Origin of the sequence: Methylobacterium sp. ap11 (genome assembly GCF_900110515.1) — a bacterium.
GTDB classification, from domain to species: Bacteria; Pseudomonadota; Alphaproteobacteria; order Rhizobiales; family Beijerinckiaceae; genus Methylobacterium; species Methylobacterium ajmalii.
Map to the genome: position 1 here is coordinate 79,793 of NZ_FOEB01000023.1, position 24,145 is coordinate 103,937.

At 71.9% G+C, this 24,145-nt stretch carries 21 protein-coding genes and 2 riboswitches; of the genes, 2 read left to right on the forward strand and 19 right to left on the reverse strand.

Annotation, left to right across the window (positions count from 1 at the left end; genetic code table 11):
• Positions 1-87: 87 nt before the first annotated feature.
• The 13 genes from BMX97_RS25315 to BMX97_RS25375 all read right to left on the reverse strand — a co-directional run bounded on the left by BMX97_RS25315 (position 88) and on the right by BMX97_RS25375 (position 16,120).
• Entirely contained in the window at positions 88-2,232 is a 2,145-nt protein-coding gene (locus BMX97_RS25315; RefSeq protein WP_091753969.1) for a helicase-related protein, read from the reverse strand.
• 296 nt (positions 2,233-2,528) lie between these two features.
• Positions 2,529-4,019 carry an FGGY-family carbohydrate kinase gene (locus BMX97_RS25320; RefSeq protein ID WP_091753970.1) on the reverse strand — a complete coding sequence of 497 codons (1,491 nt, stop codon included), beginning with the start codon at positions 4,017-4,019 and terminating at the stop codon, positions 2,529-2,531.
• 8 nt (positions 4,020-4,027) lie between these two features.
• Positions 4,028-4,768, reverse strand: a complete 741-nt coding sequence (locus BMX97_RS25325; RefSeq protein ID WP_060848299.1) for an SDR family oxidoreductase — start codon at positions 4,766-4,768, stop codon at positions 4,028-4,030.
• 82 nt (positions 4,769-4,850) lie between these two features.
• On the reverse strand, positions 4,851-6,107 hold the full coding sequence (locus tag BMX97_RS25330; RefSeq protein ID WP_091753971.1) for a sugar ABC transporter permease: 1,257 nt from the start codon (positions 6,105-6,107) through the stop codon (positions 4,851-4,853).
• Positions 6,104-7,042, reverse strand: a complete 939-nt coding sequence (locus BMX97_RS25335; RefSeq protein ID WP_244538644.1) for an ATP-binding cassette domain-containing protein — start codon at positions 7,040-7,042, stop codon at positions 6,104-6,106. The genes BMX97_RS25330 and BMX97_RS25335 overlap by 4 nt, the downstream gene beginning before the upstream one ends.
• Positions 7,043-7,105: 63 nt before the next feature.
• Complete coding sequence (locus BMX97_RS25340; protein WP_091753972.1) at positions 7,106-8,197, reverse strand: ABC transporter substrate-binding protein; 1,092 nt, start codon at positions 8,195-8,197, stop codon at positions 7,106-7,108.
• The gene (locus tag BMX97_RS25345) at positions 8,194-9,147 is read right to left on the reverse strand and encodes a helix-turn-helix domain-containing protein (protein ID WP_091753973.1); all 954 of its coding nucleotides are present in this window, start codon (positions 9,145-9,147) and stop codon (positions 8,194-8,196) included. Before BMX97_RS25345 ends, BMX97_RS25340 begins: the two co-directional genes overlap by 4 nt.
• A gap of 437 nt (positions 9,148-9,584) precedes the next feature.
• Positions 9,585-10,856: a D-amino acid dehydrogenase gene (locus BMX97_RS25350; protein ID WP_091753974.1), complete on the reverse strand. Its 1,272-nt coding sequence runs from the start codon at positions 10,854-10,856 to the stop codon at positions 9,585-9,587.
• 60 nt (positions 10,857-10,916) lie between these two features.
• Positions 10,917-11,009: riboswitch (glycine riboswitch) on the reverse strand.
• A gap of 3 nt (positions 11,010-11,012) precedes the next feature.
• Positions 11,013-11,110, reverse strand: a riboswitch (glycine riboswitch).
• A gap of 315 nt (positions 11,111-11,425) precedes the next feature.
• Positions 11,426-11,965: a hypothetical protein gene (locus BMX97_RS25355; RefSeq protein WP_091753975.1), complete on the reverse strand. Its 540-nt coding sequence runs from the start codon at positions 11,963-11,965 to the stop codon at positions 11,426-11,428.
• A 628-nt stretch (positions 11,966-12,593) separates the two neighbouring features.
• Positions 12,594-13,031: a group III truncated hemoglobin gene (locus BMX97_RS25360; RefSeq protein WP_091753976.1), complete on the reverse strand. Its 438-nt coding sequence runs from the start codon at positions 13,029-13,031 to the stop codon at positions 12,594-12,596.
• 85 nt (positions 13,032-13,116) lie between these two features.
• Positions 13,117-13,950, reverse strand: coding sequence for an S-formylglutathione hydrolase (gene fghA, locus BMX97_RS25365; protein WP_091753977.1), 834 nt, complete (start codon positions 13,948-13,950; stop codon positions 13,117-13,119).
• Between the two features lie 73 nt (positions 13,951-14,023).
• Positions 14,024-15,157 carry an S-(hydroxymethyl)glutathione dehydrogenase/class III alcohol dehydrogenase gene (locus BMX97_RS25370; protein WP_091753978.1) on the reverse strand — a complete coding sequence of 378 codons (1,134 nt, stop codon included), beginning with the start codon at positions 15,155-15,157 and terminating at the stop codon, positions 14,024-14,026.
• Between the two features lie 228 nt (positions 15,158-15,385).
• A complete protein-coding gene (locus BMX97_RS25375) occupies positions 15,386-16,120 on the reverse strand; it encodes a hypothetical protein (RefSeq protein WP_091753979.1) in 735 nt (244 codons plus the stop codon).
• 277 nt (positions 16,121-16,397) lie between these two features.
• Between BMX97_RS25375 and BMX97_RS25380 the strand changes: the two genes are divergently transcribed.
• Complete coding sequence (locus BMX97_RS25380) at positions 16,398-17,438, forward strand: helix-turn-helix transcriptional regulator (RefSeq protein WP_091753980.1); 1,041 nt, start codon at positions 16,398-16,400, stop codon at positions 17,436-17,438.
• Between the two features lie 163 nt (positions 17,439-17,601).
• On the opposite strand, the gene BMX97_RS25385 is transcribed toward BMX97_RS25380, so the two are convergent.
• Positions 17,602-18,051, reverse strand: coding sequence for a MarR family winged helix-turn-helix transcriptional regulator (locus tag BMX97_RS25385; protein ID WP_210187674.1), 450 nt, complete (start codon positions 18,049-18,051; stop codon positions 17,602-17,604).
• 221 nt (positions 18,052-18,272) lie between these two features.
• Here BMX97_RS25385 and BMX97_RS25390 point away from each other — a divergent pair, with 221 nt between their 5' ends.
• The gene (locus tag BMX97_RS25390; RefSeq protein WP_177202351.1) at positions 18,273-18,698 is read left to right on the forward strand and encodes a VOC family protein; all 426 of its coding nucleotides are present in this window, start codon (positions 18,273-18,275) and stop codon (positions 18,696-18,698) included.
• A 361-nt stretch (positions 18,699-19,059) separates the two neighbouring features.
• On the opposite strand, the gene BMX97_RS25395 is transcribed toward BMX97_RS25390, so the two are convergent.
• From BMX97_RS25395 to BMX97_RS25415, 5 genes are all read right to left on the reverse strand, one after another.
• On the reverse strand, positions 19,060-19,533 hold the full coding sequence (locus BMX97_RS25395) for a VOC family protein (protein WP_091754010.1): 474 nt from the start codon (positions 19,531-19,533) through the stop codon (positions 19,060-19,062).
• 347 nt (positions 19,534-19,880) lie between these two features.
• On the reverse strand, positions 19,881-21,263 hold the full coding sequence (locus tag BMX97_RS25400; RefSeq protein ID WP_091753983.1) for an aminotransferase family protein: 1,383 nt from the start codon (positions 21,261-21,263) through the stop codon (positions 19,881-19,883).
• Positions 21,264-21,316: 53 nt separating this feature from the next.
• Entirely contained in the window at positions 21,317-22,078 is a 762-nt protein-coding gene (locus tag BMX97_RS25405) for an SDR family NAD(P)-dependent oxidoreductase (protein WP_091753984.1), read from the reverse strand.
• Between the two features lie 314 nt (positions 22,079-22,392).
• Complete coding sequence (locus BMX97_RS25410; RefSeq protein ID WP_091753985.1) at positions 22,393-23,286, reverse strand: ABC transporter permease subunit; 894 nt, start codon at positions 23,284-23,286, stop codon at positions 22,393-22,395.
• The gene (locus BMX97_RS25415) at positions 23,283-24,122 is read right to left on the reverse strand and encodes a taurine ABC transporter ATP-binding protein (protein ID WP_091753986.1); all 840 of its coding nucleotides are present in this window, start codon (positions 24,120-24,122) and stop codon (positions 23,283-23,285) included. The genes BMX97_RS25410 and BMX97_RS25415 overlap by 4 nt, the downstream gene beginning before the upstream one ends.
• Positions 24,123-24,145 lie beyond the last annotated feature (23 nt).

A 24,145-nucleotide genomic window follows, 5' to 3' on the forward strand; every position in this document is an offset into this window, starting at 1 on the left:
CCTTCGTCGGCGCCAGCGTGTTCCCGAACCCGCCGCGAGGCCCGCCGCGGACCCCCGCGGCCACGCCCCGGTGCGGCCGCCGGGACCTCACCGGTCCCGTGCGGTCCGGCGCGAGCGGCGCTCGACCCGGCGCGTGGCGGTCTCCCGGAGATGCTCCTCGATCGCGTCGTTGGCCCGGCCGCGCATGGCCCGGATCGCCTCGACGTCGTCGAAGGTCTCGGGGAAGCGCCGCGACAGCCACAGGTAGGCGCTCGCCAGCTTCACCGCCCGCTCCTGGTAGTCGAGCTCCCCGCGCAGGTTCGCCCGCAGGGCCGGTACCCCCACGCCCGCGGCCCGGGCCTGCGTCCACCGCTCCAGCACCGCCATGGCGACCTCGTCGCGGCGGTCCACCGGGCAGACGGAGAAGACGAACTTCTCCTGGATCGGCAGGCGGGCGCGATCGACCAGGCGGGCGACCTCCAGGATCTCCTCCAGCGCGGAGGGCTGGAACGGCGAGCCCGCGTAGAAGGTCGCGCGGGCGAAATGCGCCAGGACCTCGCGCAGGCTCTGGGTCTGCATCTCCTCGGCGACCGAGGTGATCGCGATCAGGTCGGGCCGGACGAAGAAGCGGGTGTCGGCCGCCGGGGCCGTCGGGGCGCCGCCGAGCGCGACCTTGAGCGGCGCGATGCCGGTCTCCTCGCAGGCCGCGACGTAGCCGACCTCCTGGTGGCCGAAGCGGCCGGCCCGGCCGGCGATCTGCCGGATCTCGGAATTGGTCAGGCCCCGCTCCCCGACGCCGTCGAACTTGCGCACCGCCGAGAACACGACGCGCTTCAAGGGCCCGAGATTCAGGCCCATGCCGATCGCGTCGGTGGTCACCAGCACGGTCGCCTCGCCGGTGCGGAAGCGCGCGGCCTCGGCCCGGCGCACCTCCGGCGACAGGGCGCCGTAGATGGTGGCGACCCGGTGGCCGGCCGCCACCAGGATCTCGCGGTTCTCGTGCACGGCGCGCCGCGAGAAGGCGACGACGGCGTCGCCCGGCTCGACCTTCTCGAGCGGCACCGGCTGGTCCAGCAGCACGAGCGGCGTCTTGCGCTCGAAGGGGACGACCTCGAGCGATTCGCCCGCCGCCTCGGCCGCCCGGCGGACATAGGCCAGGGCGTCGTCCGAGCCGCAGACGATCACGGTCCTGGCCGGCACGCCGAACAGCGCGTTGGTCCAGGCCCAGCCGCGATCCGGGTCGGCGAGCATCTGGATCTCGTCGATCACCGCCACGTCGACCGGGCGCGTCAGGTCCGCCGTCTCGATCGTGCGGGCGGTGTGGGTGGGGCCGGCCTCGCCCAGGATCTCCTCGCCGGTGATCATGCCGGCGCGCAGGCCGCGTTCGAGCAGCGCTTCGTAGTTCTCAAGCGCGAGGAGGCGCAGGGGCGCGAGGTAGGTGCCGGTCGCGGCCTCAGTCAGGTGCTTGAGGGCCGCGTAGGTCTTGCCCGAGTTGGTCGGTCCCATGTGGAACACGATGCGCCGGCCGAGCCGGCGCGCCGGGGCGAACTTCTCGATGTAGGCGCCGAAGCCGACCCGGTCCTGCAGGCGGCGCAGGCGGGAATCCTGGCGCGCTACCGTCCGGGCGCGCTTGCGCACCGGGGTGAGGGTCTGGAACAGCGTTCCGCCGAGATCCTCCGTCACGGCGAAGGGGCGGGAGCGCAGCGAACGGTCGAGCTGCGCGATGTAGGCGGAGGCATCCGCCCCGACCTCGCGCAGATCGAGGCGGATCTGGTCCCGCAGGCGCTCCACGATCCGGCGCAGGTCGCCGGTCGTGCGGGTGGAGAGCTGCGCGACGGCCGCGCGCAGCTCGTCGAGCCGCCATTTCGGGTCGTTGCGGTGCGCCATGCCCCTCAGGATGCCCGTCACGGCGGCGTCCGGCGGAGCATCGACCCGCAGTTCCAGGCGGCCGTCGTCGAGGAGCGGGATCGCGATCCGCACGCTCCACGTCACGGCGTGGCCGCCCAAGATCGCGGCCCTGAGACCCGGCACGGTCCGCCGCAGCGCCTCGACGCCGGTCTCCGCGAAGGCGCGGTTGGCCTTCATCGCCCGCAGGGCGCGCGCGACCCGGGCCTCGTCGGCGTCGCCGTCGAATTCGGGCAGGCCGAGCTGGATCCGCAGGGCCTCGAGGTCGACCGACCGGGGCGGCTGCCCGAGACGCGCGACGATCTCGCTCAGGATCTCGGTCGTGGGTTGGGCGCGCCTGCGTGCCACGGATCGGTTCTCCTTCCAGCCTCGCCCTGCCACTTAGGGCATCGCGCGATCGCGGTGCAATCGAACGCTGCGACCGGGGCAAAGTCACGGGAGGTCGGGTCGAACGCCGATCTAGCTCTTTGATCCTGCCTAATTTTCCGCGACGGACCCGCGCCCGCGGGTGACGCTGGCCCGGCCGCCGCGGGCGCCGCCGGGACCGCGGGGGCCCTCGCCGACGGCCGGTCCCGCCGCCGCGCGAACCGGCCACGGCCCCGTCCGGTGGTCCCGGGATCGGATCGGGGCCGCGCCGGCGTCCGTCAGGCGCGCAGCGGCGCGAGGGCGTGGTAGGCCTGCTTGTAGCGCTCGTAGACCGGACGGTACCGGGCGTGGGCCGACATGCTCGGCTCGATGCGGCGGGCGACCTTGACCATCGCGGCGGCGGCCTCCGCGATCGAGCCGTAATGGCCCGCCGCCTTCGCCGCCAGGACCGCGCTGCCGAGTGCCGGCGCCTCCCCCACCTCGGTCACCGTCAGGGGCTGGCCGCAGACGTCGGCATGGATCTGCATCCACAGGTCCGAGCGCGTCGCGCCCCCGCAGATCACGATCTCGTCCGGCCGGTAGCCGCCCGCCCGCATCGTCTCGAAGATGAGCTCGGTCCCGCAGGCGACCCCCTCCATCGCGGCGCGGAACAGGTGGGCGCGCCCGTGCGCCAGGGTGAGCCCGGTGATCGCACCCCGCGAGCCCGCATCCGTGTGCGGCGTGCGGTTGCCCTGGAAGTGGTCCTGCACCAGCACGCCGTCCGAGCCCGGCGGCAGCGCGGCGGCCTCGGCGTTGAGCGCGTCGTAGGACCAGTCGGTGCCGACGAGGCCGCGCAGCCAGTTGACCACCGAGCCGGTCGAGGTCTGGCCGCCCTCGACGAGGTGCAGGCCCGGGATCACCGCGTCGGCGTAGGTGCCCCAGATGCCGCGGCCGTGGAACGGCTCGGCCGAGAGCCCGAGATGCAGGTGCGACGAGCCGGTGATGAAGGCGAGCTTGCCCGGGGTCGTCACGCCGAGCCCGATCATCGCGACCTCGGCGTCCGAGCCGCCCTGCGCCACGGTGAGCCCCACCGGCAATCCGAAATGCGCGGCGGCCTCGGGCGTCAGCCCGCCCACCACCTCGCCGAGGGGCAGCACCTCCGCGGGCCACTTGTCGGCGAGCTCCGGGATGCCCAGGCTCCCGACCAGGCTGCGGGCGTAGCCGCCCTCCCGCGCCCGGTAGTGCCAGCGGATCGCCGCGTTGGTGATCGAGGCGGCGCGCCGCCCCGTCATCCGCAGGTTCATGTAGTCCTGGTACTCGCAGATCGTCGCCGCGCGGTCGAACAGCGCGCGCTCGTGCCGGGCGATCCAGAGCGCCTTGGGGATCATCCACTCGGCCGAGACCGGGCCGGCGCCGGCGGAGTTGACGATCAGCGCCGGGTCGCCGGTGGCGAGCACCAGGGCGGCCTCCTCCGCGGCGCGCACGTCCATCCAGATCAGGGCCGGGCGCACCGGCACGCCGTCGCGGTCGAGGGCGACGACGGAGCAGTTGGTGGTGTCGGCGCAGAGCGCCGAGACGTCCCGGGGGTCGATGCCGGCCTTGGCGACCGCCTCGCGCACGGCGCGGCCGGCGGCCTCCCACCAGTCCTGCGGGTTCTGCTCGGCCCAGGACGGGCGCGGGAAGGCGGTGGGGTAGGATTGCGCCGCGAAGGCGAGCGGCCGGCCGGCGAGGTCGAACACCCCGGCCCGGATCCCCTCGGTGCCTCCGTCGAGACCGATGACGACGCTCATGGCGGCTCCTACAGGTCGAGGCTCTGGGGCAGGATGACGAGGTCGCGCACGGTGACGGTGCGCGGGCGCGACAGCATGAACAGCACGGCGGCGGCGACCTCCTCCGGCTGCATCAGGCTGCCGGAGGCCAGGGCCTCGTCCATCTTCGCTTTCGGCCAGTCGCTCAGCAAGGCGGTCACGACCGGGCCGGGCGCCACCGCGCCGACCCGGATGCCGTGCGGGGCGACCTGGCGCCGGAGGGTGTGGACGAAGGCCTGCACCGCGTGCTTGGAGGCGGTGTAGATCGGCTCCCACACCACCGGTACGAGACCGGCGACCGAGCTCGTCACCACGATGTCGCCCCGGCCCTTGTCCACCATGTGCGGCAGCACGGCGTGGATCGAGCGGAAGAGCGCGTTGACGTTGAGGTTCAGCATCCGGTCCCAGGCGTCGGGATCGCCGCCGAGCACGGCGCCGCCGACATAGGAGCCGGCATTGGCGTGGAAGACGTCGAGCCCGCCGGCCTTCGCCAGGATCCCGTCCAGCATCCCCGCCACGCTCGCCGGATCGGCGAGGTCGACGACGAGCGCGAACGCCCCCTCGCCGAGCTCGGCGCAGGCCGCCGCGAGCCGGCCTTCGTCCCGGTCGATCAGGACGACGCGGGCGCCGGCCTCCAGGAAGGTGCGGGCGCAGGCGAGCCCGATACCGGAGGCCGCGCCGGTGACGGCGGCGACTTGCCCGGCGAGCGGGCCGGTCGAATCGTGTGACATCGAGAACTTCCCTCGTGGGCGAAGGGCGTGCGGGGCGAAGGGGTTGTGGGTGAACGCCGTGGGAGGCGGGGCCGCGGCGGGCTCAGGCGCGGCCGTGCGAGACCCGCGAGCGGCGGGCGAGCGAATCGACGATCACCGCGACGGCGAGCACCCCGCCGGTGATCATGTAGCGGAGCGCCGAGGACAGATCGAGGAGCGTCAGCCCGCTGGCGATCGCCTGGATCACCAGGATGCCGAGGAGCGCCGCGTAGGCGCTGCCGCGGCCGCCGAACAGGCTGGTGCCGCCGATCACCGCCGCGGCGATCGCGTTGAGGTTGACGTCGCCGGTGCCGGCCTGCTGGCTCGCCGAGGCGAGGCGGGCCGCCGAGAGCACGCCGCCGAGCGCCGCGAAGGCCGAGCACAGCACGAAGGCGCTCGCGGTGACGCGGCGGACGTCGATGCCGGCCCGGCGCGCCGCCTCGCGGTTGCCGCCGACCGCCGCCATGGCGCGGCCCCAGCGGGTGCGCCGCAGGGCGTAGTCGGTCGCCATCACCAGCGCGACGAACAGGGCGAACATCCAGGGCACGCCCCGGTCGAGGTTGAGGTACCAGACGACGAGCACCAGAACGGCCGCGAGCAGGCCGGCGCGCAGGCAGATGCCGGCGAGCGGTGCGGCGGAGAGCCCGGCCTCGCGCCGGCGCAGAGCCTCGCGCTGGCCCGAGAGCGCCAGGCCCGCCCCGGCGAGCAGCGCGAGCGCGTAGGCGAGGGCGTGCGGCATCACCAGCGTCTGGCCGAAATCCACCAGCGCCGATTCGTAGGGCAGGTTGATCGAGCCCGTGGCGCCGAGGAGGAAGAGCTGCAGCCCCAGCACCGAGAGCAGCCCCGCCAGCGTCGAGACGAAGCTCGGCATGCCGAGCCGGTTGAACAGCAGCGCGTAGACCGCCCCGCAGGCGCCGCCGGCGGCGAGCGCGACGAGGATCGCGGCGGCGGCCGGCCAGCCCTGGTTGACCCACAGCACGCCGACGAGCGCCGAGGCGAAGCCGCTCACCGAGCCGACCGAGAGGTCGATCTCGCCCACCATCAGCACTAGGACGATGCCGAGCGCGATGATCCCCGTGGTGGCGCTGTCGAACAGGAGGTTGACGAGGTTGTTGCTCGACAGGAAGACCGGGTTGAGGCTCTGGAACACCGCGCTGATCAGCACGAGCCCGACGACGACCGGCAGCGCGCCGAGGTCGCCGGCGCGGACGCGCGCCACGAACCCGCGCAAGCTGCCGGCGAGCCCGGCCTCGTGACGCACGCGCACGTCCGCCCGGTCGAGCGGCACGCGGGGGGATGTCCCGCCGGCCTCGGCGCTCATGGCGTTGCTCCCTGGATGGTGTCTTGCTTGGCGACGTCTTGCTTGGCGACGTCTTGCCGGGCGACGTCCTGGTGGGCCCTGCGCGCGGCCCGGCGGGTGACGACGTTGTCGCTGGCGCCCGTGATGGCGCCCACGAGCTCCTGGTTGGAGGCGTCGGGGTAGAAGATCCCGTTGTTGCGCCCCAGCCGCAGCACGGCGATCCGGTCGGCGACCGCCCGCACGTCCTCCATGTTGTGGCTGATCATCACGGCGCCGAGCCCGCGGTCACGCACCCGCTCGATGAGGTTGAGCACCTCCGCCGTCTGGGCGACGCCGAGCGCCGCCGTCGGCTCGTCGAGCAGGATGATCTTCGGGTCGAGGAGCAGGGCACGGGCGATGGCGACGGTCTGGCGCTGGCCGCCGGAGAGCGACGCCACGGCCTCGCGCACGCTCGGGATGCGCGCCGACAACTCGTTGAGGAGCGTCCAGGCGCGCAGCTCCATCGCCACCTCGTCGAGGCGCCAGGGGTTGCGCTCCTGGCCGAGATAGATGTTGGCGACGACGTCGAGGTTCTCGCACAGGGCGAGGTCCTGGAACACGGTGGCGATGCCGAGTTCCAGCGCGTCGCCCGGCCCCCCGAGCGTGACCTCGCGGCCGCGGAACGACAGCGTGCCCCCGGTCGGCCGGTGCACGCCCGAGAGGATCTTCACCAGCGTCGACTTGCCGGCGCCGTTGTCGCCGACCAGCGCCACGACCTCGCCGGCATGGATGTCGAGGTCGATGCCGGTCAGCGCCGAGACGGCGCCGAACTGCTTGGAGACGCCGCGCAGGCTGAGCAGCAGCTCGCCGGGCCGGACGGGGTCGCTCGCGGTCTGCGTCTCGACGGTCTGCCTCTTGGCGGTCTGCCTCTTGGCGGTCTGCGTCTTGGCGGTCTGCGTCTTGGCGGACTGCATCATGGCGCGGCGCACCTCTGTGACGGGTTCGCGGGAGGGGCCGGCGTCGCGGCCCCCGGCGGGGTGTCAGGGCGTGATGCCGAGCTTGCGGCAGCCCTCGGCGTAGCGCCCGGCGCAGAGGCTCGCGGCGGTGCCGATCGGCTTGCCGCCGGCCTCCTTGTCGATGATCTCGGCCTTCAGGTTGTCGGCGGTCACCAGCGTCGGGGCGAACAGCCGGGTCGGCGTGTCGAACAGCTTGACGTCGGCCTTCGGCGTCTCGCCCGAGAGGAGCTGGATCGCCACCTGCGCGGCGGCCGCGGCCACGACCTCGCTCGGCTTCGAGATGGTGTTGTACTGGTCGCCCGCGATGACGAGCTGCAGGCCCGCGATGGTCGCGTCGTTGCCGGTGGTCGGCGGGACGGGGGCGACGCCGGCGGCCCGGAACGCCGCGATCGCCGCCCCCGCGGTGCCGTCGTTGGCGGCGGCGACGCCGACGATCTGCTTGCCGAAGCGCGAGATCTGGCCGCTCGCCCATTGCTGGGCCTTCGGGGGCGCCCAGTCCGGCGTGTCGTACTCGGCGAGCGTCTTGTAGCCGCCCTCGGCCAGGCCGTCGTGGATGCCCTTCTTGATCAGGCCGGCCGCCGCGTCCGTCGGCGAGCCGTTGATCTGGAGGAGGCCGCCCTCCGTCGGCACGCCCTTGGCCTTGAGATGGCGCACCAGCGACTGCGCGATCGACTTGCCGATCGCCTCGTTGTCGAACGAGACGTAGTAGTCGGCGGCCGCCGCCGGGATCGGCCGGTCGTAGGCGATCACCTTGATGCCGCGGCCTTGCGCCTGCTTCACCAGCGAGGCGGCGGCGGTCGAGTCGACCGGGTCGATCACGATCGCCTTGGCGCCCTGCGAGACCGCGGAGTTGAACTGCTGCTGCTGGCGCGAGGCGTTGCCGTCGGCGTTCTGGTACAGCACCCGGCAGGTCGGGCAGAGCTTCTTCATCTCGGCCGCGAAGCCCGGATGGTCGTGCTCCTCGTAGCGGGTCGAGGCCTGGTCGGGCATCAAGAAGGCGACCGTGGCGTTCTCCACCGGGGCGGCCCCGGCCGCGCCGCCGATGAGGCAGGCGAGGGCGGCGAAGGGCAGCGCGGACCGGCGCAGGCTCGGGCGAAACAGGCTTCCTCGGATCATGGGAACGTCTCCGCGGTGGGGATCGGCGAGAGGGTCGCAGGCGCCGCGCGGCGCGGGGACCGGCCCCCGGGCGCCGGCCCGCCGGCCGGCGCGGCCACGAGGCGGTGCGAGGCCCGGAAGCGCGACGGCGCCACGCCCTTGTGGGCGAGGAACTGCCGGTTGAAGTTCGACACGTTGTTGAAGCCGACCTCGAAGCAGATCGCGGTGACCGGGCGGTCGCCCGCCATCAGGAGGTGGCAGGCCCGGTCGATCCGCAGGCGGTTGACGTAGCGGGAAAACCCCATCCCGGTGTGCTGGCGGAAGAGCCGTGAGAACGCGCTCGCGCTGCGCCCGCACAGGGCGGCGAGGTCGGCCTCGCGCAGGTCGTGGTCGAGGTGGGTGTCGATGTGGGCGAGCACGTGGTTGATCGTGCCCGCGGTCGCCGCGCCCGGATCGAACCGGTATTCCGGTCCCAGCAGCGGGCGGCGCGGATGGTGCGCCAGGCGGTCGAGCAGTTCCAGGAATACCGCGAGGCGCCGCACGCCCGTCGCGGCGATCAGCTCGGTCATCAGGGCGGCCGCCGGTCCGGCGAGGCCGGGGCCGAACTCGATCCCCCGCGAGGCGTCGCCGAGCAGGGTCTCGAGGCCGGCGAGCTCCGGGAAGCCCCGGGCGGCGGCGGCGATGCTCTCGCGGGTGAATTGCAGCACCAGGCCCCGCTCGGGCACGACCTCGCCCGGCTCCGTGGCGCTGATCCAGTTATGCGGCAGGTTCGGGCCGATCAGGACGAGGTGGCCGGGCTCGAACGACCCGACATGGTCGCCGACCATGAACGTGCCGCTCGTATGGGTGACGAGGTGCAGCTCGCATTCGGGATGGAAGTGCCAGCGCACCGTCCGGTACGGGTAGCCGTGCGCCCACGCCTTGAACGAGGTCTCGGGGCCGACCTGGACCAGTTCGAGATCGGGCTGCATCGATTGCCCCTCCCCCCGCAGAGGCACGGATCCCGTCCGGTGCGACCCGGCGGATCTTCGTGCGGCGCTTCTCCCTGACGCGCCCTCCGGTATTCCCGGAGCGGCGCCGCCGGCCGCGAGGCCTGGCGTGTGGACCGTAAGGTAAGGAGGCCGGCGGGGGCAGCAACTACGATTCGCGGGCGCGACCGATACTTTTTTGCAGGGTGCCGCCGTGCCGCGGCGGGATGCGGCGGGCCGGGCGATCCCGATGACCGGCGCCCGCCTTCCCGGATTTCCGGTTCCGGCGGACTGCACGAAACCCCCGTCGGACCGGTGCCGCGGCACCGGGCGACGAGGGCGATCGGGCATTTCTCGAGGCGGCCGCGGGCGACGCGGCGCGCGTCCCGCGCGTCGCGACGACGGAGGCGTCGGCGACCGAGGGCGGGACGCGCGCCGGATCAGGCCGCGAGGCGGCGGCGCTCGACCGGCAGGCCGCGCTCGATCGCGTCGGCGGCGATCTGCGCCGTGGCGGCCGACAGGGTCCAGCCCAGGTGGCCGTGCCCGGTATTGTAGAAGATGCCCCGCTGCCGGCCGGGCCCGACCCGCGGCAGCATGCCGGGCATCATCGGCCGCAGGCCGCTCCAGGCCACCACCCGGTCGGTCGCCACGCGCGGGAACTGCTCGCGCGTCCAGCGCACCAGCGGCTCGATCCGGTCGTGCCGGATGTCGCGGTTGAAGCCGTTGAACTCCGCCGTGCCGGCGACGCGGAACCGGTCCCGCCCGAGGCGGCTCGTCACGATCTTCGTCGCGTCGTCGAGGATGCTGACCTGCGGCGCGGCGTCCTGGCTCTCCGGCGAGTGCAACTGCACGGTGATCGAGTAGCCCTTCACCGGGTAGATGTTCAGGCGGTCGCCGAGCGCGGCGGCGAGGTCGCGGCTGGCGCAGCCGGCGCAGATCACCACGCCGTCGACCTCGAGCGGCTCCCACCGCGCGGCCCGCGCATCGCCGTCGTCGCGCCCCACCGGCAGCCAGTGGATGCGCCAGCCCTCGCCGGCCGGCGCGATCGTCTCGATCGCGGCGTCGTACCGGAAGGCGACGCCGCGGCGGGCGCAGGCCTCCGCGAGGCCCCGGGTGAACTTGTGGATGTCGCCGGTTGAATCGGACGGGGTGAAGAAGCCGCCGTGATACGCGCCCTGCAGGGTCGGCTCGATGGCCCGGATCTCCTCGGGGGTGACCGGGTCGCGCTCGAGGCCGCCCTTGCGCAGCAGGGCGTTGACCGCGAGCGCCTTATCGAACCCGGCCTTGTCGCGGTAGAAGTGCAGGATGCCGCGCTTCTCGAGGTCGAAGGCGATGTTCTCCCGCTCGGCCATCGCGAACATCTGCCGGCGGGCGGCGAGCGCCAGGCGCACGGTCTCGATCGTGTTGGCCTCGTAGTGCCGGATCTGGCCGATGAACTCGGCCATCCAGGAATACTTGTGCCAGCTCGGCTTCGGGTTGACGAGCAGCGGCGCGTCGCGCCGCATCATCCACTTGAGGCCCTGGAGGATGGTCGCGGTCTTGTTCCAGACCTCGGCGTTGCTGACCGAGAGCTGGCCGCCATTGGCGAACGAGGTCTCCATGCCGGCATAGCGGTGACGGTCGAGGACCGTGACGTCGTATCCGCGCTCGCTCAGCGCATAGGCGGTGGTCACGCCGGTGATACCGGCGCCGATGACGGCGATGTGGGGCATGGATCTGGTTTCCGAGCGCACGAGAAGCCGAGGGCGGGATGGATCCCGCCCCTGCGCCCCATCTGTCACGGTACCTGAGAGCGTCGTCCGCCCGCTGGCGCGGCCGGACATCCCCTTCGGTGGACGGCCTGTCGCAGCCGCCTCTCTCCAGATCGTCCTGACGACACGGTCCTTTTGCCTGAGAGTTTCCGGGGCGGTTGCTCCGTCGGCGCCGAGGTGACGTGTCGTCCCTCGGTCTCTCCCGCATCGTCGTAGTGGACGGCGGCATCGGTATCCGCGGCGGCCTTGCCCGTCAAGCTGCGGATCTTCGAAAAATCAGGCAGTACCTAGAATAAAATCGGACGCTGTGTGTATTTCGACAGCAATCGACGCCGTCCGGCCGGTCCGCGCGATGTCGCGGGCCGGGTCGGCCGGGGGAGCGGGATCGTCGCGGACGGCGCGCGCGTCGCCCGGGCGCAATCTGCACGCCGCTCCGGCCGATGTCCAAGACCGAACGGGAACGCCGTCATTCCTGTGAGGAATGGCTCCGGATCCGGCCGCCCGGGGCCGGATCCGCCGCGCGTGGGGCGTCAGGCCTCCGGGTCGTCGAACAGCGAGAGGGTCTCCGGGGGCACCGGCGGGACGACGCGGACCGGCACCGTGGCGCGACCCATGACGTCGACGAGCGCCACGAACTCGTCCGCCCCGGAGATCAGGTCGTAGGGCTGGGGGTCGGCCGCGGTGCGGCGCATCATGACGATCACCGGCGCGCACGCCTCCCCGCGCCCGATCCGCTCCGCCAGCCGGTCGATGCGCGTCCGGTCCTCCGGCGGCAGGTTTCCCCACGGCAGGTCTCCCCAAGGCGTCCCGGTGCGTCGGACCCGCCTCGCGGGCAGCTCGGTTTCCGGCTCGTCCTCGGCACGAAGCCCGTGGGCGAGATCCTCCGCCTGGCGGCAGGCCTGCGCCATGACGGGACCGAACCGGGCGAAGAAGGCGGCCGCGACGTCCTCGCCCATCACCTCGACGAGGAAGGCCGCGGCCAGGCCGGCCTCGGCATCCGCCGCATCGTCTCCTCGCCGATGATCCAGGTCGGCCGGCTCCGGGCCGTCGACATGCTGAGGTCGTTCCATCACGCTTCTTCCCGCTCGGCGGCGCAAGCCCGGCGAACCCGGCTGCAGCATCGCTTGTTAGAACAAGCCGCGGTAGGCCCCTCAGCGCCGACCGCCCCATCGGCCAAGTCATGGGATGGGACAGGTCATAAGACAGGTCATCGGCCGGTCACGAGACCGGTGCATGATCCGGGATCAACCCGGGTGTGCCCGAAACGTGGGCTCCCCGGGAGCCGCAGGGCTGTCCGGGGAAAAGGAACAAAGCGCGGGTTTCCCCTCTCCCCGCCCGCGGGGAGAGGGGGAAACCCGCGCTCCTTTTGTCTCGAAGTTTCCCCGGACGGACCTGCGGGAGCCGCGACGGGCGATCGTGGCCGTCCGGGCGCGACGCCGTACGAGCGGCGGGATCGTCGGCCAGGGCCCGCCTATCCCGATGATCGTCGCGCCCATGGGCGCGAGCGCCGCGCCGCTCTTCCGCCGTCCCGGCGAGCCCGGTCGCGGTCGATCATCGGCGACGGCACGCTCCCGGCCCTCGACCGACGGCCGCATCCGCGCCGCCGGGCCCGCTCGTTGCCTGGAGATCGGGAGATGCGCACAGCCCGTACGCCGGATCGCCGCCGATGCCCAACGCTCCACCTCCTGCACGCCGCCCTCATGGGAGCGAGCCTGACGCTCGCCTGGCAGGTGTCGCAGCTCCCGCCGCGTCCGCGTCCGGTCCCTCGAGCCGGAAGAACAGGCCGGCCCTGAGGCTGGCCCCGATCCGCTCGGCCCGCTCCTGCAGGATGGCGGCATCGTCCGGGGAGAAGCGCGCCGCCGCCGTCTCGCGGAAGAGGTCGAGCCAGCGGGCGAAGTGCTCGGGGCGCAGCACGCCGAGCGCCTGATGCCGGCCGAAGGGGTTGCCCTTGTAGCGCCCCGTGCGGAACAGGACCGAGGACCAGAACGCCTCGATCGTCGCCAGGTGCTGCGGCCAGCCGGCCTCCGGGATCGCCGCGGCGAAGACAGGGCCGATGAGCGGGTCCTCGCGCACCCGCTCGTAGAAGGCCGCCAGGAAGGGCGCGAGGCTCGTATCGTCCAGGGTCATCCGGGCCATGCCCGTCGGATGCCGGCCGGCGCACGCCGCGGCAAGGGAGACCCGTGCAAGGCGGCCCTGTGCGAGGCCGCCCCGCCCCGGGACGTCAGCGCAGCCGCTCGGCGGCCCAGGCGATGTGGTCGTCCATGAAGGTCGAGATGAAGAAGTACGAGTGGTCGTAGCCCTCGCGCATGTTGAGGGTCAGCCCGATGCCGGCCTTCTTGCACGCCTCCTCTAGGAGCCAGGGGCGCAGGCCCTCCTCGAGGAAGGAATCGGCGGTGCCCTGGTCGACCAGGAACTCGGGGAAGCGGTGGCCGTCCTCGATCAGCGCGGTGGCGTCGTGGCGCCGCCAGGCGGCCTCGTCCGTGCCGAGATACTTGGTCAGCGCCGGCTTCGACCAGCCGGCGGTCGAGGGCTGGACGATCGGCGCGAAGGCGCTGCACGAGCGGAACCGCTCGGGGTGGTTGAGCGCGATGGTGAGCGCGCCGTGGCCGCCCATCGAGTGGCCGAAGATGCCCTGGCGCTCCATGTCGACCGGGAACTCGCGGGCGACGAGGGCCGGCAGCTCCTCGGTGACGTAGGACCACATCCGGTAGTTGCGATCGTAGGGCGCCTGCGTGGCGTCGACGTAGAAGCCGGCGCCGCAGCCGAACTGCCAGTTGTCGGGCTCGTCCGGCACGTCCGGCCCGCGCGGGCTGGTGTCGGGGGCGACGATGGCGACGCCGTGGCGCGCCGCGGCTCGCCGGTACTCGCCCTTGTCCATCACGTTGGCGTGGGTGCAGGTGAGGCCCGACAGGTACCACAGGACCGGCACCTTGCCGGATTCGGCCTGCGGCGGCAGGTAGACCGCGAAGGTCATCGGGCAGCGCGTCGTCTCGGCCTCGTGCCGGTACACGCCCTGGATGCCGCCATGCGAGCGGGCCTTCGAGATGGTGTCCATGTCGCCGTGATCCCCTGCGGCTCTCGACCCTGTATCGGCGGCGCCGGACGGCGCCGCCGGGCTCATCCGGTTGTCAGAACACCACGACCGAGCGGATCGACTTGCCCTCGTGCATCAGGTCGAAGCCGTGGTTGATCTCCTCGAGCGGCATGGTGTGGGTGATCAGGTCGTCGATGTTGATCTTCCCCTCCATGTACCAGTCGACGATCTTCGGCACGTCGGTGCGGCCGCGGGCGCCGCCGAAGGCCGAGCCCTTCCAGACGCGGCCGGTGACGAGCTGGAACGGACGGGTCGAGATCTCGCGGCCGGCCTCGGCCACGCCGATGACGATCGACTCGCCCCAGCCGCGGTGGCAGCACTCGAGCGCCTGGCGCATCACGTTGACGTTGCCGGTGCAGTCGAACGAGAAGTCGGCGCCGCCGCCCGTCACGTCGAGGATCGCCTGCACGACCTTGTCGGTGCCGACCTCGTTCGGGTTGATGAAGTGGGTCATGCCGAACTTCTCGGCCATGGCGCGCTTGTCGGGGTTGATGTCGACGCCGATGATCTTGTCGGCGCCGACCATGCGGGCGCCCTGGATCACGTTGAGGCCGATGCCGCCGAGGCCGAACACCACCACGTTGGCGCCCGGCCACACCTTGGCGGTGTAGATCACGGCGCCGAGACCCGTGGTCACGCCGCAGCCGATGTAGCAGATCTTGTCGAAGGGGGCGTCCTCGCGGACCTTCGCCAGCGCGATCTCCGGCAGAACGGTGAAGTTCGAGAAGGTCGAGCAGCCCATGTAGTGGTACACGGTGTTGGCGCCCGGGCTGCTGCCGGTCGAGTCGCAGCGGAAGCGGCTGGTGCCGTCCGGCATCACGCCCTGGCCCTGCGTGCTCCGGATCGCCGTGCAGAGGTTCGTGCGCTGCGACAGGCACGACTTACAGTTGCGGCATTCCGGGGTGTAGAGCGGGATGACGTGGTCGCCGGGCTTCAGGGTCGTCACGCCGGCGCCGACCTCGCGGACGATGCCCGCGCCCTCGTGGCCGAGGATCGCCGGGAACTTGCCCTCGGAATCGAGGCCCGACAGGGTGTAGGCGTCGGTGTGGCAGATGCCGGTGGCCATCACTTCGACCAGCACCTCGCCGGCCTTCGGGCCCTCGAGGTCGATGGTCTCGATGGTGAGCGGCTTCTTGGCTTCCCAGGCAACCGCGGCGCGCGTCTTCATGTCGTCTCCGGCTCGATCGTTTCGCGTGGGGGGCGGGGCACCGGGCCTCGGCGCTCGGTTGCGAACGGGCTCGGGGGCAAGCGCGCTCGGGTCGCCCCGTCAATGGTGCGATCTCTGCTGCGATTTGGTAAAGGTCGCAACGGCGCGGCACGGCAGACTTTAGTCCACCGTGCGCCGGATGTCCGCCCCCCTTCGCGTCTCCTCGGCGCTCCCGTCCCGGGCGCGGGATCAGCGCAGCGGCAGGAGCCGCAGCCGGCGGTGCTCGCCCGAGCGCGACGGGCTCGCGAGCGGCTCGGCGAGGCCGAGGCCCTGCAGGGCGAGCAGCGCGGCGGAAATCTTGACGTGACTGGTCTGGGTGAGCCGCGACGCGGCGTCGATGTCGAGGGAGACGACGCCGTCCGGATCGCCCCCGTCCGCACAGAGCAGCAGGTAGGTCTTGAGCGAGGCGAGGTTCGGCGCCTTCCGGCAGGTCAGGCGGTGCAGGGCGTCGATCCGGCCGCACTCCTGCGGCGCGTGCAGGAGGTCGACCACGGCGACCGAGGGGCGCAGGCCGGTCAGCCGGTAGGCGATCGTCCCGCCCGGCCGCTCGTCGGCGGTGGTGACGAGGCCCTGGTCGATCAGCGCCCTCTTGCCGGCGCAGATCAGCGGATCCGAGAGGCCCGAGAGGGCGGCGATCCGCTCGTAGGACATCGGGATCGGGGCCGGGATCGGGGCTTGGCCGTCGGCGTGCGGGCCCGCGTCCTGGCTGACGACGAGGGTCAGGTAGAGCTTGAGCGCCGCGATCGAGCGGCCGAGATACCCGGCATCGCCCCGGAAGGCCCGCAAGCCCCCATCCTGGATCCAGCCCACCGGCAGGCACGCCGTCCGGCCGTCGCGCATCCGGGCCACCGCCTCGGGCGGCGCAATCCTCGGCCGGTCGAGCCGGGAGCGGGCGTCCGTCGGATGGAGGAGTTCCGGATGCATGGCGCGGTCCTCGCACGTCCCGTCCCGGTGTCGCGGCCCGCCTGCCGGGCGGGCGCGCCGGCGACCCGGTGCGGGGCGCAGGTGATGTACCGGCGGTACACTGCCGTTTTTCGACCCTCAATATGTTGCCTGCTGCCGATGCGGACGTCCGGTGGGCCTCTTCGGTCGCGTCGGACGGACATGCCGGTGCGGTGCCGTCAGGTCCCGGGATCGCGCCGGACGAGGGGGCGTCGCGGCGGGACTGCACCCCCCGGATGACAGCGCGAGGGCGGTTTTCATGGACGAGGCTCCTGTGGTCGAGCTCGGGCTCGGCGGTTGGCTGCGGATCGGGCGGGCGCGCATCGCCGTCGCCGACACCTTCACGCTGCTGCGCGCCATCGCCCGCACCCGCTCGGTGCAGGGCGCCGCGACCGAGATCGGCCTGTCCTATCGCGCGGCCTGGGAGCGCGTGCGGACGCTCGAGGCGGATCTCGGCCATCAGCTCGTGCGCAAGACCCGCGGCCACGGCACGACGCTGACCGAGGCCGGTGCGGCCCTGCACGAGGCCCTCTCGGCCGCGGCCGCGGCGCTCGCCCCGTCGTTCGCCCGCGAGGCGCGGGCGATGCAGGCCCACCTCGCCGCCCGGTTCGCCGTTCCGCTCCGCCTCGCCGTGGCGGCGAGCCACGATCCCCTGCTGATGCAGGTCCTATCGGAATGGGGCGGGGCCGAGGTCGCCGTGATCGGCAGCCGCGACGCGGTGGCCCGGCTGATCGACGGGCGCGCCGATGCGGCGGGCTTCCATTGCGGGGCCGCCGGCCCGGCCGCGGCCGGCCCGCCCTTTACCGACCTCGTCGCCGACCCGGCCTTCCGGGTCCACCCGCTGTTCGAGCGCGAGCAGGGCCTGCTGGTCGCCCCCGGCAACCCGCTCGGGCTCGCGACGCCGGCCGACCTGCGGGCGAGGAAGGCCCGCTTCGTCAACCGGCAGAAGGGGTCCGGCACCCGGGCCTGGTTCGACCGGCTGCTCGCCGAGACCGGGATCCCGCCGGACGAGATCGTCGGCTACGGCTTCGAGGAATTCACCCACCAGGCGGTGGCGGCGGTGATCGCGTCGGGCGCCGCCGATGCGGGCCTGGGCGCCCGCGCGGCGGCGGAGCGCTTCGGCCTCGGCTTCGTCTCGGTCGGCTGGGAGGTCTACTGTCTCGCGACGAGCGCGGCGCTGCCCGCCGATCGCCTCGATCGCCTGCTGGCGATGCTGGCGGAGCGGGTCGGCGACGTCCCGGGATACCGCCCGCCCGATGCCCGCGCCGCCGTCGGGGCCGGGCCGCGCCCGCACCGCTAGGGTCAAACTCAATCAGCTTGGCCGTGTGGAGGACCGCTGAGGGTGGGAAGCGGACCCTTACCCTTCTCCCTTAAGCGGACGTTCCGCCTCCGGCCCTTGTATGACGCCGAGCAGTTCACTGAACAATGTCGGAAGCGGACGTCATTTCAAATCTAAGACGAGGTCATTCGGCGGCCGTTGTCCCAGCAGTCTCCAGCTCTTCCTGCAAACGACTTGTCAGGACGCCCAGGGCAACCGTGGCGGACGTGATCAGCTCTGGCGTCAGGGTTTCGGCCAGCGATCGCGCCCAGGGAGCTTGCACCGCCATCGCGCGGTCGTAGAGACGGTGACCTTCCGCGGTGAAGACGACGAGGTGCGCACGTTTGTGGCGGGGGTTGGGTTGATAGGCGAGGATTCCCTCCGTGACTAACTCGCCAGCGATCCGCTGCACGCCCTGTCGCGAGACGCCGAGATCCCGTGCCAGTTCCGAGACCGACCGCGCCGAGTCCGCCTCCGCCACGCTTCCCAGCACCTGCCAGCGCGCACTTGTCAGCCCGAGCGGAGCCGTCAATTGGTCACCCCTCAGGACCAGACGGCTGTTGGTGCGAAAGATCGCGAGGATGAGCTGGGTCATCGGGTCGGACGACATCGGCAGAGCGGTTCCAATTCGGCGGGCGGCGAACCAAGGTCCGATCTTGACAGCATGATGTCAATGAGCGAGAGATTGACAGCATGTTGCCAAACATGCCGGGCGCGGAACCAGGGCTCTGAGCGCTGGAACGGAACAGCCGGACGTACCCGATGGTGGCATCTGCCGCCGTGCTCATTCGAGCACGACACCTTGAGGGAAAGACCATGACCAACGTCCTGAAAACGCTCCGGGGAGCCCATGTCGGACTGCGCGTCGCCGAGCGCGACGCCGCGGTGAAGTGGTACCGGGAGAAGCTGGACATGCACGAGACGAGGGCCTTCGACCTCAACGGCATGAACTTCACCGAGATGGCGCTGGCTGGCGATCCGACCTTCCGGATCGAGCTCGTGTCCGGTCCCGGCGCAGATGGGGGCCCCGCAAGTGACGACCTCTACGCGAGCTTCGGCTCGCACGGCTGGCATCATCTCGGCCTGTGGGTCGACGACGTAGATGCGGCCGTCGAGACGCTGCAAGATCGCGGCGTGACGGTCACGCTGGAACCCGTTGACAACGATGACTGGAAGGTTCGGGTCGCCTTCCTGGTAGACCCTTGGAGCAACGTGATCGAACTCCTCCAGTCCAAAGTCTGAGCGGAACGTCTCGCCGCCTCTGCGCTCGACCGTCCGTCTATCGGGCCGGGTCGGCCCTGGTGCCTTTCCGGTTCGGTCCCGCGACTCCGATTGATCCGACCCCGGTGGAGGCATTCAGCGCGGTCGACGGGCGATGATGCCCGCGGTCGGGGACGGGTAGCCGACAGTCTATGGAACGTCATGCCGCGTTTGCGCGACGATGACGACATCGAACATCAAAGGTCTGCTTCTCAGCGGAGTAGCTCGAAAGCGGACCGGAGGCTTTTCACCCGATCCGGTTTTTGGCCTTTGTTTCAACATCCTGGAAGCGGACCTCCCGAGGGTCGGCAACGGGTGGGAAGCGGACACCCGCCCGGCGGGATCAGTGATCCTTGGCGGTCGCTGGCGGCTGCATGAACTCGATCGTCGCACCGTCAGGGCCAACGGCGTAGATCACCCGCGTTCCAGCCCGCGCACCGCTCGCGATCGGTTGCGGCGTACCTTGCGCCTTCCAGCCGTAGGTGGCGATCCGCGCCAGGAGCGCGTCGATGTCATCGACCACGAGGGCCAGATGCGCGAAGCCTGGGTCGAACGGCTTGGCTGGCACGCCTGGTCGGTCCGGACCCTGATACTCCAGGAGTTCGATCGTCTGATCCGCCAGCGAAACGATCGCCAGGCGCACCTTCGCCCCATGCGCTCCGGTGACCTGACCGAGGAACTCGCCCCCCATCTCGCCCGTCCGCACGAGGCGCGCGCCGAGCCCATCGATCCAGAACCGAAGTGCCTCGTCGAGGGAGCCGACCGCGAAGCCGACATGATCAGCTCGCTGCACATGGATGCTCGTGTGTTCAGTCATGCAGGACATTCTACCGGCAAGGGGGCCGCTTGTCTGCAATGGGTCGAAAGCGGACGCGCGCGGTCAAGCTGATCGGGTTTTGACCCGAAGACATTTTTCGACGAGATGGATGTCGTTTCAGCGAGAAACAATGCGGTAAAACCACAGACCTGGAGCACCGGCCGGTTGCAACGCGATCGGGCGCCGCTCCAGCCTCGGGGCCACCGGTCCCCCCAGCTGGGGATTCTCCACCCTGCGTCGCGGATCGGAGTGCGCGCTCGCGACCGGGCCGGGGGCACCGGCGCGATGTCCGGAGGATCGTGCCCGGACATCGCGCGCGTCCCGGGGCCGGGCGGGCCGCCGGAGCCTCAGGCGAACACCCGGGTCAGGGCCCCGTCGATCGCCTCCACGATCCGGTCGATGTCGTCCGGGGTCGCGATCAGGGCCGGGCTCAGGCACAGCGTGTTGTTGAGCCCGGCGAGCGACCGGTTGGTGGCGCCGATGATGACGCCGTGCGCCATGCAGTCGGCCACCACCGCCTGGACCCGCTTCTCGTCCATCGGCTCGCGGGTGGCGCGGTCGGCGACGAGCTCGGCGCCGCAAAACAGGCCCTTGCCGCGCACGTCGCCGATCGCCGCGTGGCGCTCGGCGAGGCCGTGCAGGCCCGCCATCAGCCGCCCGCCCATCGCGACCGTGTTGTCGATCAGGCCCTCGTCCTCGATGATCCGCATGTTCTCGAGCGCGGCCGCCGGGCCGGCGGTGCAGCCGCCGAAGGTCGAGATATCGCGAAAATACGACATCGGGTCGGCGGCGTCGTCCTTGAACAGCGCGAAGACCGCCTCGGTCGTCACCGTGCAGGCGATCGCCGCGTAGCCCGACGCCACCCCCTTGGCCATGGTGACGAAATCGGGCTGCACGCCGTAGTTCTGGTAGCCGAACCACGCACCCGTGCGGCCCATGCCGCAGACCACCTCGTCGATGTGGATCAGGATCTCGTGCCGGCGGCAGATGTCCTGCACCTTCTCCCAGTAGCCCTTCGGCGGCGTGATCACGCCGCCCCCGGCGGTGACCGGTTCGAGGCAGATCGCCCCGACGGTGTCGGGGCCCTCGCGCAGGATCACCGCCTCGATGGCGTCGGCGGCCATCTCGCCGTAATTCTCCACCCTCCCCCACTGGCTGCGGTATTCGAGGCAGTGGGGGACGGCCACGAAGCCGTCCGGGAACGGGCCGTACTGGTCGCGGCGCTGGTCCTGGCCGGCGGCGGCGAGCGCCCCGATCGTGGTGCCGTGGTAGTCGCGCTCGCGGTAGAGGATCTTGGACTTGCGCCCGCCATGGTGCCGGTGCGCGATCTGGCGCACCATCTTGAAGACCTTCTCGTTCGCCTCCGATCCCGAATTCGCGTAGTAGACCCGCGTCATGCCCGGCATCTTGGCGATCAGCCGCTCGGAGAACAGCGCCGCGGGAATCGATCCGGCCGAGCCGGCGAAGTAGTTGAGCTTGACCAGCTGGTCGCGCACCGCGTCGGCGATGCTGGTGCGCCCGTAGCCGACATTGACGGTCCAGACCCCGCCCGAGACCGCGTCGAGGTATTCGCGCCCGGTGGCGTCCCAGACCCGCATCCCCCTCCCCTCGACCATCACCCGCGGGTCGACGGTCTCGTAGGGCTTGTGCTGCGACAGGTGGTGCCAGACATGGGCCCGGTCGGCCTCGATGACGTGGCGCAGGTCGTTGGTGCGGGAGAGGTCGTTCATGGCCGAGTTCCCTGGCAGAGTTTCCTGATGGCGGCGGATGAGCGGACGACCCGTCAGGCCGCCGGGTCGCGCTGGATCGCGAACGGGGCCCAGGACTGGGTCACCGGCATGATCTCCAGGCTGTTGACGTTGACGTGGGGCGGCAGCGAGGCGACCCAGCCGACGGTCTCGGCGATGTCCTCGGGCCGGAGCGGGTGCGCGCCCTTGTAGAGGGCGTCGGAGGCCGCCTGGTTGCCGCCGGTGCGCACCAGCGTGAACTCGCTCTCGGACAGGCCGGGCTCGATCGAGGTGACCCTGACGCCCTTGGCCGAGAGGTCGCAGCGCAGCCCCAGCGAGAACTGCCGGACGAAGGCCTTGGTCCCGCCGTAGACGTTGCCGCCCGGATAGGGCCAGTGGGAGGCGATCGAGGCGAGGTTCACGACGAGGCCGCGATGGGCGATCAGCCGGTCGAGCAGCAGCCGGGTGATCGTGACGAGGCCGACGACGTTGGTGTCGATCATCGTCCGCCACTGGGCGAGGTCGCTCTCCTGCGCCGGTCCGGTGCCGAGCGCCAGCCCCGCATTGTTGACGAGGAGCGAAACCTCCGCGAAGGCCGGCGGCAGCGACGCGAGCGCCTCCCGGGTCGCCGCCTCGTCGCGGATGTCGAAGGCGAGCGGATGGGCGCGCTCGCTGCCGCCGAGCGCCACCACCAGGGCCTCGAGCCGGTCGCGGCGGCGCCCGGTCACCACGACGCGCCAGCCGTCGCGGGCGAGACGGCGGGCGATGGCGTCGCCGAAGCCCGCGGTGGCTCCGGTGACGAGGGCGGTCTTGGACATGCGGGTCTCCGAAGAAGGGTATCGTGCGGGGAGCGGCGTCCCCCGATCGTAGCGGAACGGCGTGGAGGCCGGGCAGCCTGCCCGAGGGCGAGGACGCCTCGGCGAGGCCCGTCGCCGCGATGCCGCCGAGGCGGTCGCCGGGGGATCGTTCGGCTCGCGGGCGACGCTTTCGACGATCGTTACGTTCCGCTCTCGACCGCGTCCCGAGGCGTCGGTTCTTCGCAGATCGACTGACACCTCAGGATGAGGGGTAGGACGGGAGATCCCATGGTCACTGTCGGCATCCGGCAGCCGAATCCCACTCGATCAGGCCGCTACACCTTGCCCTTCCAGGGGGTGAGGCGGCGCTCCAGCCGGCGCATGCCGAGCTCGAAGGCGCCGGCGAGCGCGCCGATCACCAGGATGCCCATGATCACGATGTCGGTGCGCAGGAAGTTCGAGGCGTTGAGCACCATCTGGCCGATGCCGGTCGAGGCCGCCACCATCTCGGCCGCCACCAGCGTGGTCCAGCCGACGCCCATGCCGATGCGCAGGCCCACCAGGATGTCGGGCAGGGCCGCCGGCAGGACGACGTGGCGCACCACCTGGGCGCGGCTCGCGCCCAGCGCCCGGGCGGCGTTGATCTGGTCGGCGCCCGCCGCCGCGACGCCGGCCCTGGCCGCGAGCGCCACGGGGGCGAAGCAGGCGAGGAAGATCAGCAGGATCTTCGAGGTCTCGCCGATGCCGAACCAGATGATGACGAGCGGCAGGTAGGCGAGCGGCGGCAACGGCCGGTAGAACTCGATGAAGGGATCGAGCACCGCGCGCAGGGTCGGGCTCAGGCCGGTGGCGAGGCCGACCGGGATCCCGATCAGGGCGGCAAGCAGGAAGGCGCCGGCGACCCGCACGAGGCTCATGGCGACGTGCTCGAGGAGCGGCGCGCCGTCGATGCGGCCCTCGACCGCGTCCGCGAAGGCCTTGAGCACGCTCTCGGGCCGGGGCAGGAACAGCGGCTTGACGAGGCCCGTCTGCGTGGCGACGCCCCAGGCAGCGAGCGCGACGGCGACCGTCGTGAGGCTGATCAGCAGGGTCTTGGGCGCGCGCCCGGCCATCGTCGCCCGGCGGCGGCCGAGCGGGGACAGGGCGCGCATCGCCGAATCGGGAGTGTCGGTCACGGTCTGGCCCGGGGCGGCAGGGACGGGAAGGGCGCGGGTCGCGGCGGGTCTCATGCGGCGGCGCCCCGTGCGGTGTCGGCCCGCCCGGATCCCGGATCGGTCCGCGCGGGCTCGCCTCCGGCCCCGCCGTGGTCGTGGATGAAGCGCAGCACCCGCTCGCGCATGGCGATGAAGTCGGGGCTGGACTTCACCGCCCGCGCCTCCTCGCCGGCGAGGAAGCGGCGGCAGAAATCGAGCGGGACGATCTCGGCGATGCGGCCCGGCCGCGGGGTCATGATCACCAGCTTGGTGGCGAGGAAGATCGCCTCCTCGACCTCGTGGGTGATGAAGAACGCCATCTTCCGCGTGCGGGCCCAGATCGACAGGATCAGCTCCTGCACCTGCTCGCGGGTGAAGGCGTCGAGCGCGCCGAGCGGCTCGTCCATCAGCAGCATGCGGGGATCGGCGGTGAGCGCCCGGGCGATGCCGACGCGCTGCTGCATGCCGCCGGAGAGCTCGTAGATCCGCTTGCCCGCGCAATCGGCGAGGCCGACGAGGTCGAGCATCGCCCGGGCCCGCGCCTCGCGCTCGGGCCGCCGGACGCCCTGCATCCTGAGCCCGAAGCCGACGTTCTCCAGCACGGTGAGCCAGGGCATCAGGGCGTGGCGCTGGAAGACGACGCCGCGATCCGCCCCCGGCCCGGCGACCGGGCGCCCGTCGAGGAGGATCTGCCCCTCCGTCGCCGGCAGGAAGCCGGCGATGCAGTTGAGCAGGGTCGTCTTCCCGCAGCCGGACGCCCCGAGCGCGACCACGAACTCCCCCGGCTCGATCGTGAGATCGACCCACGACAGCGCGATTGTGGCGCTGTCGCCCTCCCCGTACTGGACGCTGAGCTTGCGGATCTCCAGCATGACGGTCTCCTGGCTGTCGGAGC

Excerpts from the sequence above, each read along its gene's own strand:
- BMX97_RS25320 (WP_091753970.1), bottom strand. The coding sequence starts at position 4,019 with ATGAGCGTCGTCATCGGTCTCGACGGAGGCACCGAGGGGATCCGGGCC.
- BMX97_RS25325 (WP_060848299.1), bottom strand. The coding sequence starts at position 4,768 with ATGTCACACGATTCGACCGGCCCGCTCGCCGGGCAAGTCGCCGCCGTC.
- BMX97_RS25330 (WP_091753971.1), bottom strand. The coding sequence starts at position 6,107 with ATGAGCGCCGAGGCCGGCGGGACATCCCCCCGCGTGCCGCTCGACCGG.
- BMX97_RS25335 (WP_244538644.1), bottom strand. The coding sequence starts at position 7,042 with ATGATGCAGTCCGCCAAGACGCAGACCGCCAAGACGCAGACCGCCAAG.
- BMX97_RS25340 (WP_091753972.1), bottom strand. The coding sequence starts at position 8,197 with ATGATCCGAGGAAGCCTGTTTCGCCCGAGCCTGCGCCGGTCCGCGCTG.
- BMX97_RS25345 (WP_091753973.1), bottom strand. The coding sequence starts at position 9,147 with ATGCAGCCCGATCTCGAACTGGTCCAGGTCGGCCCCGAGACCTCGTTC.
- BMX97_RS25350 (WP_091753974.1), bottom strand. The coding sequence starts at position 10,856 with ATGCCCCACATCGCCGTCATCGGCGCCGGTATCACCGGCGTGACCACC.
- BMX97_RS25355 (WP_091753975.1), bottom strand. The coding sequence starts at position 11,965 with ATGGAACGACCTCAGCATGTCGACGGCCCGGAGCCGGCCGACCTGGAT.
- BMX97_RS25360 (WP_091753976.1), bottom strand. The coding sequence starts at position 13,031 with ATGGCCCGGATGACCCTGGACGATACGAGCCTCGCGCCCTTCCTGGCG.
- fghA (WP_091753977.1), bottom strand. The coding sequence starts at position 13,950 with ATGGACACCATCTCGAAGGCCCGCTCGCATGGCGGCATCCAGGGCGTG.
- BMX97_RS25370 (WP_091753978.1), bottom strand. The coding sequence starts at position 15,157 with ATGAAGACGCGCGCCGCGGTTGCCTGGGAAGCCAAGAAGCCGCTCACC.
- BMX97_RS25375 (WP_091753979.1), bottom strand. The coding sequence starts at position 16,120 with ATGCATCCGGAACTCCTCCATCCGACGGACGCCCGCTCCCGGCTCGAC.
- BMX97_RS25380 (WP_091753980.1), top strand. The coding sequence starts at position 16,398 with ATGGACGAGGCTCCTGTGGTCGAGCTCGGGCTCGGCGGTTGGCTGCGG.
- BMX97_RS25385 (WP_210187674.1), bottom strand. The coding sequence starts at position 18,051 with ATGACCCAGCTCATCCTCGCGATCTTTCGCACCAACAGCCGTCTGGTC.
- BMX97_RS25390 (WP_177202351.1), top strand. The coding sequence starts at position 18,273 with ATGACCAACGTCCTGAAAACGCTCCGGGGAGCCCATGTCGGACTGCGC.
- BMX97_RS25395 (WP_091754010.1), bottom strand. The coding sequence starts at position 19,533 with ATGACTGAACACACGAGCATCCATGTGCAGCGAGCTGATCATGTCGGC.
- BMX97_RS25400 (WP_091753983.1), bottom strand. The coding sequence starts at position 21,263 with ATGAACGACCTCTCCCGCACCAACGACCTGCGCCACGTCATCGAGGCC.
- BMX97_RS25405 (WP_091753984.1), bottom strand. The coding sequence starts at position 22,078 with ATGTCCAAGACCGCCCTCGTCACCGGAGCCACCGCGGGCTTCGGCGAC.
- BMX97_RS25410 (WP_091753985.1), bottom strand. The coding sequence starts at position 23,286 with ATGAGACCCGCCGCGACCCGCGCCCTTCCCGTCCCTGCCGCCCCGGGC.
- BMX97_RS25415 (WP_091753986.1), bottom strand. The coding sequence starts at position 24,122 with ATGCTGGAGATCCGCAAGCTCAGCGTCCAGTACGGGGAGGGCGACAGC.